This window comes from Microbulbifer maximicatervae (SeqCode) (assembly GCF_052466985.1).
This window is the reverse complement of the sequence record NZ_CP174298.1, coordinates 372,544-386,656: the sequence shown is the minus strand read 5'-3', so window position 1 is coordinate 386,656 and position 14,113 is coordinate 372,544. Positions and strand designations below refer to the sequence as shown.

14 protein-coding genes and 1 tRNA gene are annotated in these 14,113 nt (G+C 42.5%); 12 read left to right on the top strand and 3 right to left on the bottom strand.

Features of this window, described 5'->3' with window-relative positions; all coding sequences use genetic code 11:
- Positions 1 to 171: 171 nt before the first annotated feature.
- From ACJJI3_RS01800 to ACJJI3_RS01765, 8 genes are all read left to right on the top strand, one after another.
- Positions 172 to 969, top strand: coding sequence for a potassium channel family protein (locus tag ACJJI3_RS01800; RefSeq protein ID WP_444941296.1), 798 nt, complete (start codon positions 172 to 174; stop codon positions 967 to 969).
- Between the two features lie 70 nt (positions 970 to 1,039).
- Positions 1,040 to 1,558: a hypothetical protein gene (locus tag ACJJI3_RS01795; RefSeq protein ID WP_444941295.1), complete on the top strand. Its 519-nt coding sequence runs from the start codon at positions 1,040 to 1,042 to the stop codon at positions 1,556 to 1,558.
- Between the two features lie 190 nt (positions 1,559 to 1,748).
- Positions 1,749 to 1,825 (top strand) — tRNA-Arg (locus ACJJI3_RS01790).
- A gap of 119 nt (positions 1,826 to 1,944) precedes the next feature.
- On the top strand, positions 1,945 to 2,928 hold the full coding sequence (locus tag ACJJI3_RS01785; RefSeq protein ID WP_444941294.1) for a right-handed parallel beta-helix repeat-containing protein: 984 nt from the start codon (positions 1,945 to 1,947) through the stop codon (positions 2,926 to 2,928).
- 157 nt (positions 2,929 to 3,085) lie between these two features.
- Complete coding sequence (locus ACJJI3_RS01780; protein WP_413662626.1) at positions 3,086 to 3,400, top strand: hypothetical protein; 315 nt, start codon at positions 3,086 to 3,088, stop codon at positions 3,398 to 3,400.
- On the top strand, positions 3,400 to 3,942 hold the full coding sequence (locus ACJJI3_RS01775) for a hypothetical protein (RefSeq protein WP_413662627.1): 543 nt from the start codon (positions 3,400 to 3,402) through the stop codon (positions 3,940 to 3,942). The genes ACJJI3_RS01780 and ACJJI3_RS01775 overlap by 1 nt, the downstream gene beginning before the upstream one ends.
- Positions 3,943 to 4,563: 621 nt before the next feature.
- Positions 4,564 to 5,724 (top strand): patatin-like phospholipase family protein, encoded by a 1,161-nt coding sequence (locus ACJJI3_RS01770; RefSeq protein ID WP_444941293.1) that lies wholly within the window; start codon positions 4,564 to 4,566, stop codon positions 5,722 to 5,724.
- Between the two features lie 584 nt (positions 5,725 to 6,308).
- Positions 6,309 to 6,956 carry an MOSC domain-containing protein gene (locus tag ACJJI3_RS01765; RefSeq protein WP_444941292.1) on the top strand — a complete coding sequence of 216 codons (648 nt, stop codon included), beginning with the start codon at positions 6,309 to 6,311 and terminating at the stop codon, positions 6,954 to 6,956.
- A 401-nt stretch (positions 6,957 to 7,357) separates the two neighbouring features.
- On the opposite strand, the gene ACJJI3_RS01760 is transcribed toward ACJJI3_RS01765, so the two are convergent.
- Both ACJJI3_RS01760 and ACJJI3_RS01755 read right to left on the bottom strand, forming a co-directional pair.
- Positions 7,358 to 8,842 (bottom strand): APC family permease, encoded by a 1,485-nt coding sequence (locus ACJJI3_RS01760; protein WP_444941291.1) that lies wholly within the window; start codon positions 8,840 to 8,842, stop codon positions 7,358 to 7,360.
- A 739-nt stretch (positions 8,843 to 9,581) separates the two neighbouring features.
- A complete protein-coding gene (locus ACJJI3_RS01755; RefSeq protein WP_444941290.1) occupies positions 9,582 to 10,289 on the bottom strand; it encodes an alpha/beta hydrolase in 708 nt (235 codons plus the stop codon).
- A 174-nt stretch (positions 10,290 to 10,463) separates the two neighbouring features.
- Here ACJJI3_RS01755 and ACJJI3_RS01750 point away from each other — a divergent pair, with 174 nt between their 5' ends.
- Genes ACJJI3_RS01750 through ACJJI3_RS01735 form a run of 4 tightly spaced genes read left to right on the top strand, consistent with a single transcriptional unit; the run spans position 10,464 to position 13,079 of the window.
- Positions 10,464 to 11,549, top strand: a complete 1,086-nt coding sequence (locus ACJJI3_RS01750) for an alkene reductase (protein WP_444941289.1) — start codon at positions 10,464 to 10,466, stop codon at positions 11,547 to 11,549.
- Positions 11,550 to 11,559: 10 nt separating this feature from the next.
- Entirely contained in the window at positions 11,560 to 12,132 is a 573-nt protein-coding gene (locus tag ACJJI3_RS01745) for a TetR/AcrR family transcriptional regulator (protein WP_444925391.1), read from the top strand.
- Between the two features lie 26 nt (positions 12,133 to 12,158).
- Positions 12,159 to 12,461 (top strand): YciI family protein, encoded by a 303-nt coding sequence (locus tag ACJJI3_RS01740; protein ID WP_444941288.1) that lies wholly within the window; start codon positions 12,159 to 12,161, stop codon positions 12,459 to 12,461.
- A 9-nt stretch (positions 12,462 to 12,470) separates the two neighbouring features.
- On the top strand, positions 12,471 to 13,079 hold the full coding sequence (locus tag ACJJI3_RS01735) for a DNA-3-methyladenine glycosylase I (protein ID WP_444941287.1): 609 nt from the start codon (positions 12,471 to 12,473) through the stop codon (positions 13,077 to 13,079).
- 108 nt (positions 13,080 to 13,187) lie between these two features.
- On the opposite strand, the gene ACJJI3_RS01730 is transcribed toward ACJJI3_RS01735, so the two are convergent.
- Complete coding sequence (locus ACJJI3_RS01730) at positions 13,188 to 14,084, bottom strand: LysR family transcriptional regulator (protein WP_444941286.1); 897 nt, start codon at positions 14,082 to 14,084, stop codon at positions 13,188 to 13,190.
- Positions 14,085 to 14,113 lie beyond the last annotated feature (29 nt).

Sequence of the window (14,113 nt, the reverse complement as noted above, 5' to 3'; positions counted from 1 at the left end):
ACTTAGCTAACGTTACTATGCTAATAGGAACGTAAGATCAAAACAGTCACCATAATTCATATTGGCTGATTGTAAGCAGTCCCCTTTTACACTTGCAGGCGCGATCGTAATTACCCCAAAAGGAGTGACGCAGGCGTAAATTATATCGCTTATAGTTAATGAGCACAGAACATGACACGTTTCCTATCTTTTCTGACATGGAAAAAAATACTTGTCGGCTATTTTTCAGTAATCTTCATCTTTGCTGCCATATATAGTGGATGTGACTCCTGTATAAATGAAAATCTCGACTTCACAAAAAGCATCTACTTCAGCATTGTAACAATTACAACTTTGGGCTATGGAGAAATTCACCCTATCAATGAACTCGGCTATCTACTAACCTCCATTGAAACACTGACGGGAATTGCAACATTTGGGTTACTTTTGAATGAATTTACAAAATACCAATCAAACCGACAAGAAAAATTAAGACAAGAAAAAAGAGTCGAACAATTAAAAAATGCATACCATTATTTTCGAGTTCATATGGCCGACTTTTGTGCCGCGGCTATCAGCACTATAACCCACAAAGAACAAGCCCCATCATCCTATGACATGATGGGTTTTAGAGAATATTTGGAGAACAATAATAATAGAAATGCAAATATCCTTAAGGAAGCCCTCCCTCACGACTACAAGTTCAGAGCAGTGGTCATGACGGAATACAAAATATATGCCCGACAAATAGAACTGGCTTGCTCAACGATAAATCTCCACGATACAAGGCTATTGGACTTCTTCTATACCCATATAAGCCAGTCTGTCCGACTTGAAGCTGTGAGTGAAGCATCAGAGACCTTGTCAGAAACTCTATTCAATCTAATCAATGACATTATGGCAGGAGTTGATGCAAATGGAGGCAGGCGTGACCGAGACATATATATGGGTTATATCAATTCACTAGAGTCGCACGTTAACCAAAGCTAACAGACCACCAAAAGGTGATTCTAATACTACCCTGCTCACCCAAATAGATAGCACCGATGATTTCATAAATATGACTCAGGATGGCACTAACAATGTCGGAGTATCTATACAGATTGAAAGCTCCCTGAGTACCGTTCAAATTTTACAAATCGGGGATCAAAATGAGAGTGGATTATCTCACAGCTTAAGCATTTCTGATTTTGCTAGCTCTACACAATTTGGCACTGGAAATATGTCCAGCCTTGGTCAGAGTGCAGGCGGTAATAATTTTGCTATTGGAGATCAAGTTGGTGAGCTAAATACCGTGTCAGCCAATCAATCCAATAGTTCCTTTAGCCAATTAAATATAAGCCAACAAGGCATGCAAAATTCACAAACACTGTTTCAGACAGGCTCACAAATTAGCTCATGGACCACCCAAAGCGGCATGGAGAACTCTTTAATGTCGAATCAGAGCGGAATGAACCACACTTTAATATCCCTTCAAAACGGGACCCTGAACAGCCTCACAGCTAACCAAAGTGGAACCTCAAAACTTGCCAATGTAACCCAGCTGGGAACAACCAATAGCGGAACGATCAGTCAGTAGTCGCCGCAGAGCCTCACAAGCCTCTTGTAACCTCTAGAAAGCCCTACCCACGGCTCCTGAGCCAAATCCCTTTGTGAGAAAGCAGAAACAGACAAACAGGTTTCACGGTCACCAAACACCAAAAAAGCACTTCATATGAAAAAAATGCTTGACTCTACCTACACCAATCTATATTGTGCGCCTCCTCGACGCGCTCGTAGCTCAGCTGGATAGAGTACCTGGCTACGAACCAGGCGGTCGGAGGTTCGAATCCTCCCGAGCGCGCCATTTTCAAGGGGCTTACGTTTTTTGACGTAAGCCCCTTTTTTATTGCGACAACCTCAACACCAAAACACAGCTAGGCTTTGGATTATGGAAACAAGGAGAAGTTTTCAGGGGGTAGCGCCATGGATATCACGACTCTGGATGTACTTAAGCAGCTAGGTTTGTTAGCCGCAGTCTTTACCCTATCTACGGCCGCACTGGCCATTGAATGCGGCGACACTATATCTGAGCCCACCACTCTATCTCAGGACCTGAATTGCGAGTTGAGTATCGCCAATCCTGTAGCACTCACCATTGTAGGCCCATCAGGGAGCCTGAATATGGCGGAGTTTGAGCTTAGCTGCGTATCGCTGGACCCAACCCAAACAGATTTCTACGCAATAGACCTACAGGGCACCGCAGCATATCTCAGCAACGGCCAACTAACCAACTGCACCAATGGTGTCATCACCTCCAGCTCAGGCTTCCACTCCATCTCCAATATGGAAATAAATAGCGCTGTAAGAAATGCAATTTTGCTATTCGGCAACGGCAATACCATCACCAACGTCGATATTACAGGTCCTGCTACTTCAACCATCTCTGATGGTATTGAGGTTTTTGGCGATTACAACACCATTAGTCGCAGTACGGTACTAGGAGGCGGAGACGAAGGCATTGAAATCCTGGGAGACTATAACAATATCTCCTTTACTACCGTTTCTGGGTTTAGCGAGGACGGCTTCGAGATTGACGGCAACTTCACATTTGTATCTAACAGCATCATTGAGAATAACGGTGAAGCTGGAATCCTGATAAACGGTAATTTTAACAACATAGCAAGTAACAATGTGGCGGATAATGGGCAGGTGGGCATTAATCTAAGTGGCGGCTCAAGCAATTCGATTGCAAGCAACACGGTATCCAATAATGGGCTATCGATACTATCAAGCAATGGCGGTATTATCGTTACTGACTCAAATAGCTTAAACAACCGGATTACCGGGAATACCCTAAACGGCAATCAGCAATTTGACCTCGCAGATCCCTTTGACCCCGACTGCAATGAAAGAAATCTTTGGAGTGGAAACCAGTTCACTACTTCAGACCCCACATGCTTAGACTAACTACCCAAACTAGAGAAGTGGCTTGCGCTGCAAGGCCGGACACCTCCAGTCTCACGAAGGCTATATCCGGGGTTTAAACAGAAGCAAATAAGACTCAAGTACCAAAATTACTGTTCAAAGTTAAACCAAGTTGAATCAAGAGTCTCAATAGTTAAAAATGCATGAGGAGCTGTCAAAATCAGAAGTAAGGGACTACATGACTGATATCCTCAAAGATATACTTCAGTTCGTACAGAATGTGGGGCTTAAGAATGGCCTCTTTGTCATATTTTTCATCTTTGCGCATTACCTCCTCTTCTGGATGTACAGTGGGCGCCTGAAGGACCGACAAGTTGAAATTGACCGGCTTGCAGCAGATAATAAAGAATATAGGGACAGGTTTTTAAAGTTGATGGACAACGCCTTCTCTTATTCACCTCCCACTAGGAAAAACGCGCCCAAGAAGCCAATTAATGAAAAGGAGTTTGAGTAGTGCTCTATCTATTGCCGGCAATTGCTCTTGTCTTCATTTTCGCGAAAATATATCAGCTTCTGGAAGTAAAGAAGCATGATCAACACTTATTTGAGTTTTGTCAGCTACGGAGAGATACGATCGGCTATCTCTCCGATTCTTATACCGACCTATCAAGAAATGATTACATAGCCTTACGCAAGATCAATGATGCACTCAGCACCATCATTGCCGGATATAAAGAGCACAGAACGGTTGTGTTTAATCTCAGGTTATTTTCAGAGTATGTCAATCAGCTAAAAGCCTTTGAGAAAAAGGCCGAGAAGATATCAACCAGCAATCCAGATATACAAGAGTTACTAAACAGAGTTCATCAGTCTATATTTAATGCCTTTCTGGCATTTACCCCCTACCTAAAATCAGAACTCGCTTTCAATGTAGTGATGAAATTGATCTCTCTGGGAGTAAATGCCGGGGCCAATTCATTCAGGGCACATTTGCTAAGCCTTAAAGAAGCCAAAACCCTGCTCAATACCTTTAAAAAGCATTCTTCTCCTTGCTGAGCCCCTCTTTTCAGCCACCGAGAGCTTTTTGGCTATTTGCATGGCAAGCGCTATCAAGGGCAAACTTTGATACCAGCCAGTACGCCAAGCGCTGATATCAATCCTGCTGGGAGTCAGCCAATAAGGCTGGACTCTGTGGACACTCAAGATTCTATGCGTAAAAAATCACTAAAGACGGAATTTCCAGTCAAGCAAAAAGCACTGAAAAATTAATGAGTTAATACAGGAATATACTTATTTTTTGGAACGTGTATTATCCTAAATTAGGACAGCACTCCATCCAGCATCAAACTATTGACATTTAACTAAATAGTCATCTTCATCTTATATTAAACCATTCGGTCATCGTCGATATATCGATAATTTCGAAAAAGTCGATATACGAAATAATCATTACCAGAAAACTGAAAATAAGACGCACAGATCTATAAATCGCACTTTTTTCTCACCGAAAGCCCTTAAAACCGAGAAAAAACTACGGACCGTTCAACCCATAAAAAGTAATATCATACGTTTTTTCCGCCCCCGTTCTTGCCCGGCAAAACCCGCTCTCTCCATTTAGTCAATATCAAAGATTCGGTGTCTATATCCTTGCGACGTAAATACCTTATAGGTGCAGAAATGGAACTCAGTTATTTCCTTATTATATGTACAGTGATTATCGTGATTTTCACTGCCTGCGCCTATCTGTACAACTATATCCTTACAGCAAGCGCAACATTTTATCGCTCACCAGTGCAAGAGGATGAGACTGCGATACGCAATCACCTCAATGATAAAGATACGATCAATATACTTGTCATTGACGGTGGTGGTATTCGTGGACTCATACCGCTATATGTCATTAAGCACTTGGAAAAAGCACTGGGGCAACCAGTTGACGAGCTTTTCGATGTGTTTAGTGGTGTCTCGACGGGCGCTGTCATTGTTACCGGGTTGAATGTCCGCTCATCTCACCTGGCTAAAAACTATGCCAATGTCGATTCAAAAACAGACTTGCTTATTAACTTATACAAGTCGAAAAGTAATTATCTGTTTTCAACCCCTTGGTATCATAAACTGCTTACGGCATCCGGTCTTTTTTCTCCAAAATATTTGGGTCGCCGTCTTCACAAAGTGATGGAGAAGCACTATACACCAGAGCTTAACTTCACCGATTTGAAAAATTATGTGATTATCCCCTCACTCAGTGTAAATACTGGTGAACTTCACCTCTTCAAAAACCGAGGAGGAGATACCAGTGAGCTTCCTACCAACAGCCTATACCAACTGGTCACAGCTGCAGTTAGCGGAGTTTCACTGTTTCCCCCAGTTGGCTTTATGGCTGAAAGCAAAGAAGTGGGCCACAAGTACTTTGCAGACGCAGGTATTTCTGCCAACAACCCTGCAAGTGTTGCGCTCCTGGATATCATCAAAGAGTTCCCTCACAAGAACTACTATGTGCTGATTCTCGGGTCCGGCACCTCCCCGCTAAACAGTTCGCAGGTGAAATATAAAGACCTGAAAAACTGGGGCATACTACAGTGGGCACGAGATGCTATCTCAAGTGTTCAAAGATCAATGGATGAGCAACAATTGCACGCCCTGGAAATTGCTTCATTACTCTCCAACAATGTAAAGATCAAATATGACTATCTCAATGTAGAGGTAACTGAACCCCATGTCGGTCTATTCGAATACGACAATATCGACTCACTCAAGATTCACTCAGATCGACTCATTAAGAACAATAAACAGAAAATACAACAGGTAATTGACCAATTGGCCACTGCCAACGGATAAAAAGCTCATCACAATCTAAGGCGGCAACTCAAAAAAAGTTGCCGCCTAGCCTAAGGACAGAGGCATTCACTCTATCAAAAAATACACGCTTAGCACCCATCATCCGCTCACCCGCATGCCAGCAAACCAACCAACAAATATTTTACTGATTTATCGTTAGTGACATTACTCTTCAGAAGCAAAATCAAACGGCGTTTAACCATGCCAAAGCTTCGCTATCTAATCACAATTCTAATTACACTGACCTCTTGCCTCTTTGTGAATGTTAGAGCTGGAGAACTTCATGATCGTGAAGCTCGAAACAGGTGTATAAAAACCTGTAAGAATAGCTACTATGACTGCATTAGAGATAATGAAAATCAAGACTTGTGCGTAGAGAAGAAGATCCACTGCGATAATATATGCTATGAATACGAAGAAGATCGCTGGCGCTGGTATCGAGATGAATCTTCCAACCATTAACCAATAAGCAGATATGTGTTAGCCGTCCTATAGGATATCAAGACAACATTGGATAGCTGTGCAATAAGCGTATATTTTGCTAAGATCCAGGTCCTGCATAAATTATCTACCAATAAGAAAATATGAAACTCCTTTCTATAAACGTATCCAAAAAAGTAGATTATGAATACAAAGGTAAGACTGTAACAACGGGGATCTTCAAGAAACCAGCCCAAGGAAAAGTTTTTGTTGGTAAGAATAATTTGGAAGGAGATGAGCAGGCAGACTTAAAAAATCATGGCGGCAAAGATATGGCCATATATGCGTTTTCTAATGACCACTACCCTTGCTGGGAGGACCTGTTAGGCAGAAAGGGCCTTAAGTATGGCGCATTTGGTGAGAATCTAACGGTAGAAGGGCTTCGAGAAGAAAATATCTTTGTTGGAGACCAATTCCGCATAGGCAGTTGTATCCTTGAGGTAAGTCAACCCAGAATACCCTGCTTTAAGCTAAGCATGGCCCTAGATAATGACGCTGCAGCCAAGATTCTCACTAGCAGCTTTAATTGCGGTGTATATTTTAGGGTTGTTAAAGAGGGGCATATAAAAGAAGGGGATTCGATTTGTAAGATAGCTAAAGCTCCAAACTCAATCGACATACGATCTATGTTCAGAGCTTTTTTTGATAAGCAATTTCCCAATACCAAGCAAGTACTCCAGGCTGCAAGTCAGCTACAACCCTTATCCAAAGAATGGAGAGAGAAAGCTGTAAGGCGGCTCTCTAAACTCTGACAATTGAGTAATTTATCACATCAGCCTACTAACTATGTTCCCTCCGAAAGTGAGCCTCCAGGAGGGCTATATAGTAAAAGTTAAAACCCGGCATTACCCCGGATTTAAATGTGTTAATCGTAGTTTTTTAGCGAAAAGTACTAACTTATTAAACAGACAAGAATTAATAGGCTTCCTCAAGTTGATATTACTGCGCGAGCTATGCTCGAACACCCCCTATTGCCATCTACCAATATATTTGCGGATAAAATGATAGCTATTATCAAGCATTCAATAACTTAAACGGATCCTGTCAGAATTGGCCTTGGCAAAAGGGTTTATTCATATACTTGGATGCGCCCAACACCCAAGAATCTTTTGCTAACATCACAGACACCAACCATTTAAAACCTTACATCAAGCTACAGCTTATTATACAACCTGCAAAATTTAACATAGGGCTTCGAAGATATTAACAAATAAAAAGCAACTGAAAAAATAATTACCGCCCCAGCGTACTGAATAAAATATAAAATCCATAAATATATAATAAACGGCAGAACTAACACAGATAATTTCTTAACCCCAATACTGGCAATATGCAACGATGCATAAATACAGATAAGTACTGACAAAGAGGCGCACACCAACAAAAGGGATGATGAAGTTATGGTAATCATGAGCACCCCCAGTACAGCAAAAACAGCAGCCCCAAAGTATCTCGTGCCAGGTTCAAGTGCTCCCATGCTAATGGGGGCGGCCATATATCCAACTATATGATAGCCAGATACGATCACCATAAGTGCTGCCCAACTATCAGCATGAGCAAGTACAACTGCTGCTATCAACCAATTAGTAAGCATCGAGCGCCTTGATAAATTATGTACAGGATCTAAAACAGCTAACCATCGCGGCATTTGCCCTACAGAGGCCATTGCAAATAGAATTCTTGACGAGGCCCCCAAATAAGTATATCCAGATGCCGAGGGACTTATCACACTGTCTGCAAGTAGTATCATTGCAAGGAAGTGCAAGCCAAGCAGTGTCGCCAAGTCCAAAAGCGGCGAGTCAAAATTAATCCCTTGCCAACCACCATTTTCCACCAGAAGATCGTTCGGCACTGAGGCCATAAAAGCATATTGCAATGCAAGATAAACAAGCGTCATTATTGTAATTGATAAAGTAACGGCCAAAGGAATATTACGCTTGGGATGTTTTATCTCACTGGCAAAGGCAACACTGATCTGAAAGCCATTAAACGAATATATTAGACCTGCCCCAATAACAGCGGAAAAAGCGCTTCCAAACCCAAACTCCTGATTAGAGTCAATTGAAAAATTTGACCCACTTGTATCACTACTAAATACAACTATAAGCAATACAACTATTGCAAAGGTGGGAGTAAATATCTTTAGAACAGTGACAACATTATTGATCTTGGCAAGAAACCGTATTCCATAATAGTTAATCAGCAAATATACAAAAAGAATACTTAACGCGAGAACCTTCCCCCACGGGGTCAAGGTGTGATTGTCAATTAACAAAGAGGAATCTATAGCAGATGAGAGATATTGGGTAGTTGCCTGCGCCTCGGTCGCAACAACCATTAATGTGCCAAACCAGTTAGCAAACGCAAATGGCATTCCAAAAATACTATTGTGCGACAATGCACTGGATTGAGCGAGGGCTCCTCGGACTGGGTAGAATGCAACGACACGGCTTAGGCACAAGCCAACCATCAAGACCAAAAGCGCCGCTAATATCCAGGCTCCAAAAGCCCAATTACCTGCATAGTTTGCCGTAAGCTGCGCACTAAACAACCAGCCCGAACCTATCATACAGGTGGCACTAAGCAGCGTAGCACTCAACAGAGAAACGCGTTTTTTTCCGCCTTTGGCACAACCCATATCGACTGTTTTCTATAGTGTTATGCAGGCGTCTTCTCTATTTAATCTGATAGCTCCTGCTACTAGTATCTTTAGTTTAGCCAGCCCAGTTCATTTCAACCAAAAACAGTAAGTTATCTCTTTCTACTTCAGGTATAAGTCAAAATTAAAAATGGAGATATTGTATAGAAGCCTTTAAAGTCCCTATCGAAATTTGACATGAGCATCAACCCGCCTTTCCAAAAGCTAAAGGCTGTCTGCAGGGAGGCACGCTCAACGTATGCAGCAATGAAAATACAGAAAAGTTAACGCAACTATACAGAGGGCTGAAGGAAATCCCAGCGGTTGCATCTTTCAACATCAAGTTATTCTTTCAAGATTGACGTCATACGTCCCCGCATCCGCCAGAATTTTTCTGGCACATAGTTAGTCGCAAAAGATATAGAAGCCTTACATCCAGGAACAACTAAAAGGTAAGCCGTAGCCGCATCATCAGTCACGCCACCGTGATGCAGTACCAACCATGGCTTATCTTGCTCCCCTAGATTTATGCCACCCACCCGCAATCGAGGAAATATTTTTTCTCTTTGATTTCTTCACTATGTAATTAGGCGTAGTCAACGCAAAACTTGGATTCAATAGATCAATTATTTTTATATCGACACGCACTTTAATTATACAGAGACATACTTGACCCATCTCTCATTGGAGCATCCATAAGGGGGGGGCCATATAAGTTGCTAAAGTAGCGCGGCTATCGCTATATCGAGGCTATCAAAATTTGGGTAAGTTCTTTGGGCATATCTAGCATCACATCATGACCACAGGGAAGGTTTATCGTCTCCCAACCAAGTTCTCTCTGGGCTCTCTCAAAGAACGGCCTACCAATTCCTGGTGCCCACCCCGACGCATAGATGTATCGGTGCCGAGCTACTTGCTTCCATAAGCCCTGTAGTTGAATCGGTTGCTCAAATGATCCCAGAGGATGGTCGACACAGCGCCGATCCACCCATGCCTGATCTTGAATGTTAACCCCGAAATCTATTGCAGGACTTGGCGCTACGCGAAATCCATCACCCTGAGTTCTGGCAATATCCTGAAAACTCAACCCGACCTCTACAGGCAAAAGATCTAAGACGTTTTGCCCATCCTCTGGAACTAAGGCATCAAGATAGACAAGGGATCGTATATGCTGGTGCACCTTATCAGCCACACCGGTTATTACCACCCCACCATAACTGTGGCCACACAAGACAACATCCGTTAACTCTTCACATGCGATAACACCCAAAATGTCTTGTATATGCGTATCCAGGTTGATTGTGTCATCTAAAAGGTGCGCCCTTTCTCCGAGCCCCGTCAGAGTTGGGCTATAAACCTCATGGCCGTACCGCCTAAGAAACGCTGATACCCGCTTCCAACACCAGCCTCCCTGCCAAGCACCGTGTACCAGAACAAATGTTGCCATAAAAACTTAACCCCACGACCAGGCACTCCACCTGTATGAATTATCGCCACTTTTAGCTTCCAGCCCCATCCCAAATGATAAACGGTTGACAGGGATAGGACGCCTGACCTAGCATTATTGATTCTAGGTCAAGCGCCCTAGACCCTGTAATGCTAGTTAAAGAGGAAGTACAGCATGGCAAATCTATTTCAATCCTTCGATTTATCAGGTCTTCGACTTACAAACCGCATGGTTATGGCGCCGATGACGCGAAATCGAGCGCACAAAAATGGAGTCGTAACGCCTATGATGGTTACGCACTACCAACAGCGGGCAAGCGCTGGCCTAATTATCGCTGAATCATCTCCTATCTCTACGCAAGGTGTGGGATACCCTTACACCCCAGGTATATACACCGCTGATCAAGTTGATGGTTGGAGGAAGTTAACCCATGCAGTGCATCAAGCTGGTGGGAAAATTTTTATACAGCTGCAACATTGCGGGCGCATTTCCCATCCTGACCTACAACCAGATAAAAAGGCTCCCGTGAGCGCATCTGCAATTAAACCAATTGGGCAAGCGGTTACCTACGAGGGGCATAAGGACTTTGCTCTTCCTCGTGCACTAGAAACTAGTGAGATTCCAAAAATCGTGGAGCAATTTGGCTTTGCTGCAAAAATGGCTAAAGAGGCTGGCTTTGATGGAGTTGAAGTTCACGGCGCTAACGGGTATCTGATTGATCAATTTCTGCGTGACGGGACTAATCATCGCAACGACCTCTATGGTGGAAATATAGAGAATCGCATGCGTCTTTTAAACGAAATAATTGATTCCGTGATGGAAACTTGGCCTTCAAACCGTATAGGCGTGCGTCTAACACCAGAGAATAGTTTTAACTCAATGTCTGACTCTAACCCACAAGAAAATTTCGAGTATGTTTTAGAGCAGCTAAGTAACCGGAATATTGCCTACGTTCATATTCTGGAAGGCGATATGATGAAAAAAGAGAGAACCGTAAATTATCCAGCTTTACGCGAATGCTTTAAGGGTGTGTATATCGCGAATAATGGCTATAATCTCGAACTGGCCCAAAAATCCCTGAAAAGTAATAATGCCGATCTAATTGCATTTGGAACACCATTTTTAGCCAACCCTGATTTAGTTTACCGACTCAAACAAGGCATATCACTCAATCAAGCCGATCACTCAACTTTTTACGGTGGAGATGAAAAAGGCTACACTGACTACCCATTTGCCTCAACCCAAATAGAAATTCAGTAAAGTAATCGATATGGAAAAACTAGACACCCGCGACCGAATCATCGCAATAGCAGATGACTTATTTTATCAACAGGGTTTTGAGCATACCTCATTCAAGGATATCGCTAATCTTTTAAATATTTCTCGCGGAAACTTCTACCACCATTTCAAGACTAAAGATCAAATTCTATCTGGTGTTATAGAGAGAAGATTGCAAAAAACCCAAGCAATGCTGGAAGAATGGGAAGCACAAGGGAATACATCTGAGCAACGGATAAAATGTTATATCTGTATTGTCATTACCAACTGGGATAAGATCAGAGATTTCGGCTGTCCCGTAGGTACTCTCTCCAATGAACTTGCCAAGTTGAACCATGTAGGGCGAGAGGATGCCAATAAAATTTTCAGTCTGTTTCGGGAATGGCTAAAAACACAATTTACACAACTAAATCCCAACACTGATGCCGATAAACTAGCTCTACAGGTTCTCTCTTGGAGCCAGGGTGTTGCAACCTTAGCAAATGCTTTTCAGGACAAGGACTATGTTGAGTACGAAGTCAATAAAATGTGCTCTTGGGTTGACACATACAAGGAAAAAGCTTAGCGCTATTTACAAGGAACTGTGAGTATATGTTTATTATTTTGTTAAAATTTTCAGAAAAAAAATCACAAGCAGCAAAATATATGACTGGCCATAAGGAGTGGTTACAGAAAGGCTTCGATGATGGAGTTTTTATACTGTCTGGAAGTATAAAACCTGGAATTGGTGGAGGTATCCTAGCATTTAACACCACTTATGAAGAATTGCTAATACGCGTCGAACAAGACCCTTTCGTATCTGAAAAAGTGGTTAGTGCCGATGTCATAGAAATTGATTCATCCAAAGCTAGTCCGCAGCTTGAATTCTTATTAAGACCCGAGGCAAACGGTTAGGTAATTGGTATGGCCGCGCAACTTATTCAAAGCCATGATGGTAAATACCGTTGTAACTGGTGCGCTTCTGCACCAGATTTCCTGGAGTACCATGACAAAGAATGGGGCTTTCCAGTTAGTGACGATTTTCGCCTATTTGAAAAGCTATGCCTGGAAGGTTTTCAGTCTGGTTTAAGCTGGCGTACAATTCTTGCAAAAAGAGAAAACTTTCGGGAAGCTTTTTATGGATTTAACTTTAATAAAATAGCCCGTTTTACCAATACAAATGTGGAAAAACTGCTATCAAATGAAGGAATAGTCCGACACCGTGGTAAAATCGAAGCCGTCATTAATAATGCCAAATGTGCCAGGGAAATCGTAAAGAAAGAAGGATCTCTCGCATCATTTCTCTGGAGATACGAACCTAAAAAAGTGAGGCTTGGCAAGCCTCAGTCCATGTCTACCTCAAATGAATCGATCATATTATCGAAAGATTTGAAAAAGTTAGGCTGGAAATTTGTAGGGCCAACAACTGTCTATGCCTTTATGCAAGCAATGGGATTAATTAATGACCATCTAGAAGGATGTGTCACGCGATCTAAGGTAGAGAGTGCAAGAAATAAGTTTGTAAAACCCTGATGCTTGACTAGAACCAACCCGCACGATCATAGGTAATCTATAAAAGGGTAGAACTTGATAGGGGATGCACCCAAGGTAAAAGATATTACCTCTGATACATCCCCTATCTTATTCACCAAGCTGCTCACATATAAAATTGTATAGTAATTTTAACCGATAGGAGGACATACGGTCCCCAGGCCTAAGTGAATAAAGGTTTAGCTCAGCAGTTTGGAAGCCTGTCAAAATCGGGACTAATCGCCCCTCACTAAGATCATCTTCAATGATAAAATGGGGGATCAGTGCAATGCCCTTCCCCTCTAACAAAGCACAATGGAGTAATTTACTGTTATTAGAAGTCAACCTAGGTTCCAGATAAATATCGAGCCATTTACCTTTATCTTTAAACTGCCACACGCTGGGTTTACCCGGTAGGGTATATACCAAACAGTGATGGTCATTTAACTCACGGGGGTGGTCTGGCTCCCCATATTGTTTAAGGTACTCAGGCGCCGCACAGGCAACTCGATGGTAACTGGTAATTTTTCGGCATAACAAGGCGCTGTCAGCTAGCTCATTAGTTAGCCGTAGCACAAGATCAAACTTCTCTTCTAGCACATTCACATAATGATCTCCCATTTGAATATCTAGAAGGATTTCCGGGTACCGATCCATAAACATATTCAAGATGGAACCGAACTTGGATAACCCCCAAGACATCGAGACGCCAATCCGTAACTTTCCCCTAGGGCTTTCATTGGATTCACATAAGTCATCCTCTAAAGCATCCCACTTGCTGAGCACTTCAAGTGCCCGCATGTAACACCGTTCCCCGGAGATAGTCACCTGCATATGCCGAGTACTGCGGCGCAAAAGCGTGGTTCCCAGGCGAGATTCCAATCGCTCTACCGACTTAGAAACCCAAGCTGCAGATACACCTAAACGTTTTGCAGCGCTGGTAAAGCTTCCACACTCCACGACCGTACTGAAAACCCTCAAGCTCTCTAATTGATTAATTCCTGCCATATTCAATAAATAGTTGAAACTGTAATTAC

Coding starts and splice junctions, on each gene's coding strand:
- ACJJI3_RS01800 (WP_444941296.1), top strand. CDS start 172: ATGACACGTTTCCTATCTTTTCTGACATGGAAAAAAATACTTGTCGGC.
- ACJJI3_RS01795 (WP_444941295.1), top strand. CDS start 1,040: ATGACTCAGGATGGCACTAACAATGTCGGAGTATCTATACAGATTGAA.
- ACJJI3_RS01785 (WP_444941294.1), top strand. CDS start 1,945: ATGGATATCACGACTCTGGATGTACTTAAGCAGCTAGGTTTGTTAGCC.
- ACJJI3_RS01780 (WP_413662626.1), top strand. CDS start 3,086: ATGCATGAGGAGCTGTCAAAATCAGAAGTAAGGGACTACATGACTGAT.
- ACJJI3_RS01770 (WP_444941293.1), top strand. CDS start 4,564: ATGGAACTCAGTTATTTCCTTATTATATGTACAGTGATTATCGTGATT.
- ACJJI3_RS01765 (WP_444941292.1), top strand. CDS start 6,309: ATGAAACTCCTTTCTATAAACGTATCCAAAAAAGTAGATTATGAATAC.
- ACJJI3_RS01760 (WP_444941291.1), bottom strand. CDS start 8,842: ATGGGTTGTGCCAAAGGCGGAAAAAAACGCGTTTCTCTGTTGAGTGCT.
- ACJJI3_RS01755 (WP_444941290.1), bottom strand. CDS start 10,289: ATGGCAACATTTGTTCTGGTACACGGTGCTTGGCAGGGAGGCTGGTGT.
- ACJJI3_RS01750 (WP_444941289.1), top strand. CDS start 10,464: ATGGCAAATCTATTTCAATCCTTCGATTTATCAGGTCTTCGACTTACA.
- ACJJI3_RS01745 (WP_444925391.1), top strand. CDS start 11,560: ATGGAAAAACTAGACACCCGCGACCGAATCATCGCAATAGCAGATGAC.
- ACJJI3_RS01740 (WP_444941288.1), top strand. CDS start 12,159: ATGTTTATTATTTTGTTAAAATTTTCAGAAAAAAAATCACAAGCAGCA.
- ACJJI3_RS01735 (WP_444941287.1), top strand. CDS start 12,471: ATGGCCGCGCAACTTATTCAAAGCCATGATGGTAAATACCGTTGTAAC.
- ACJJI3_RS01730 (WP_444941286.1), bottom strand. CDS start 14,084: ATGGCAGGAATTAATCAATTAGAGAGCTTGAGGGTTTTCAGTACGGTC.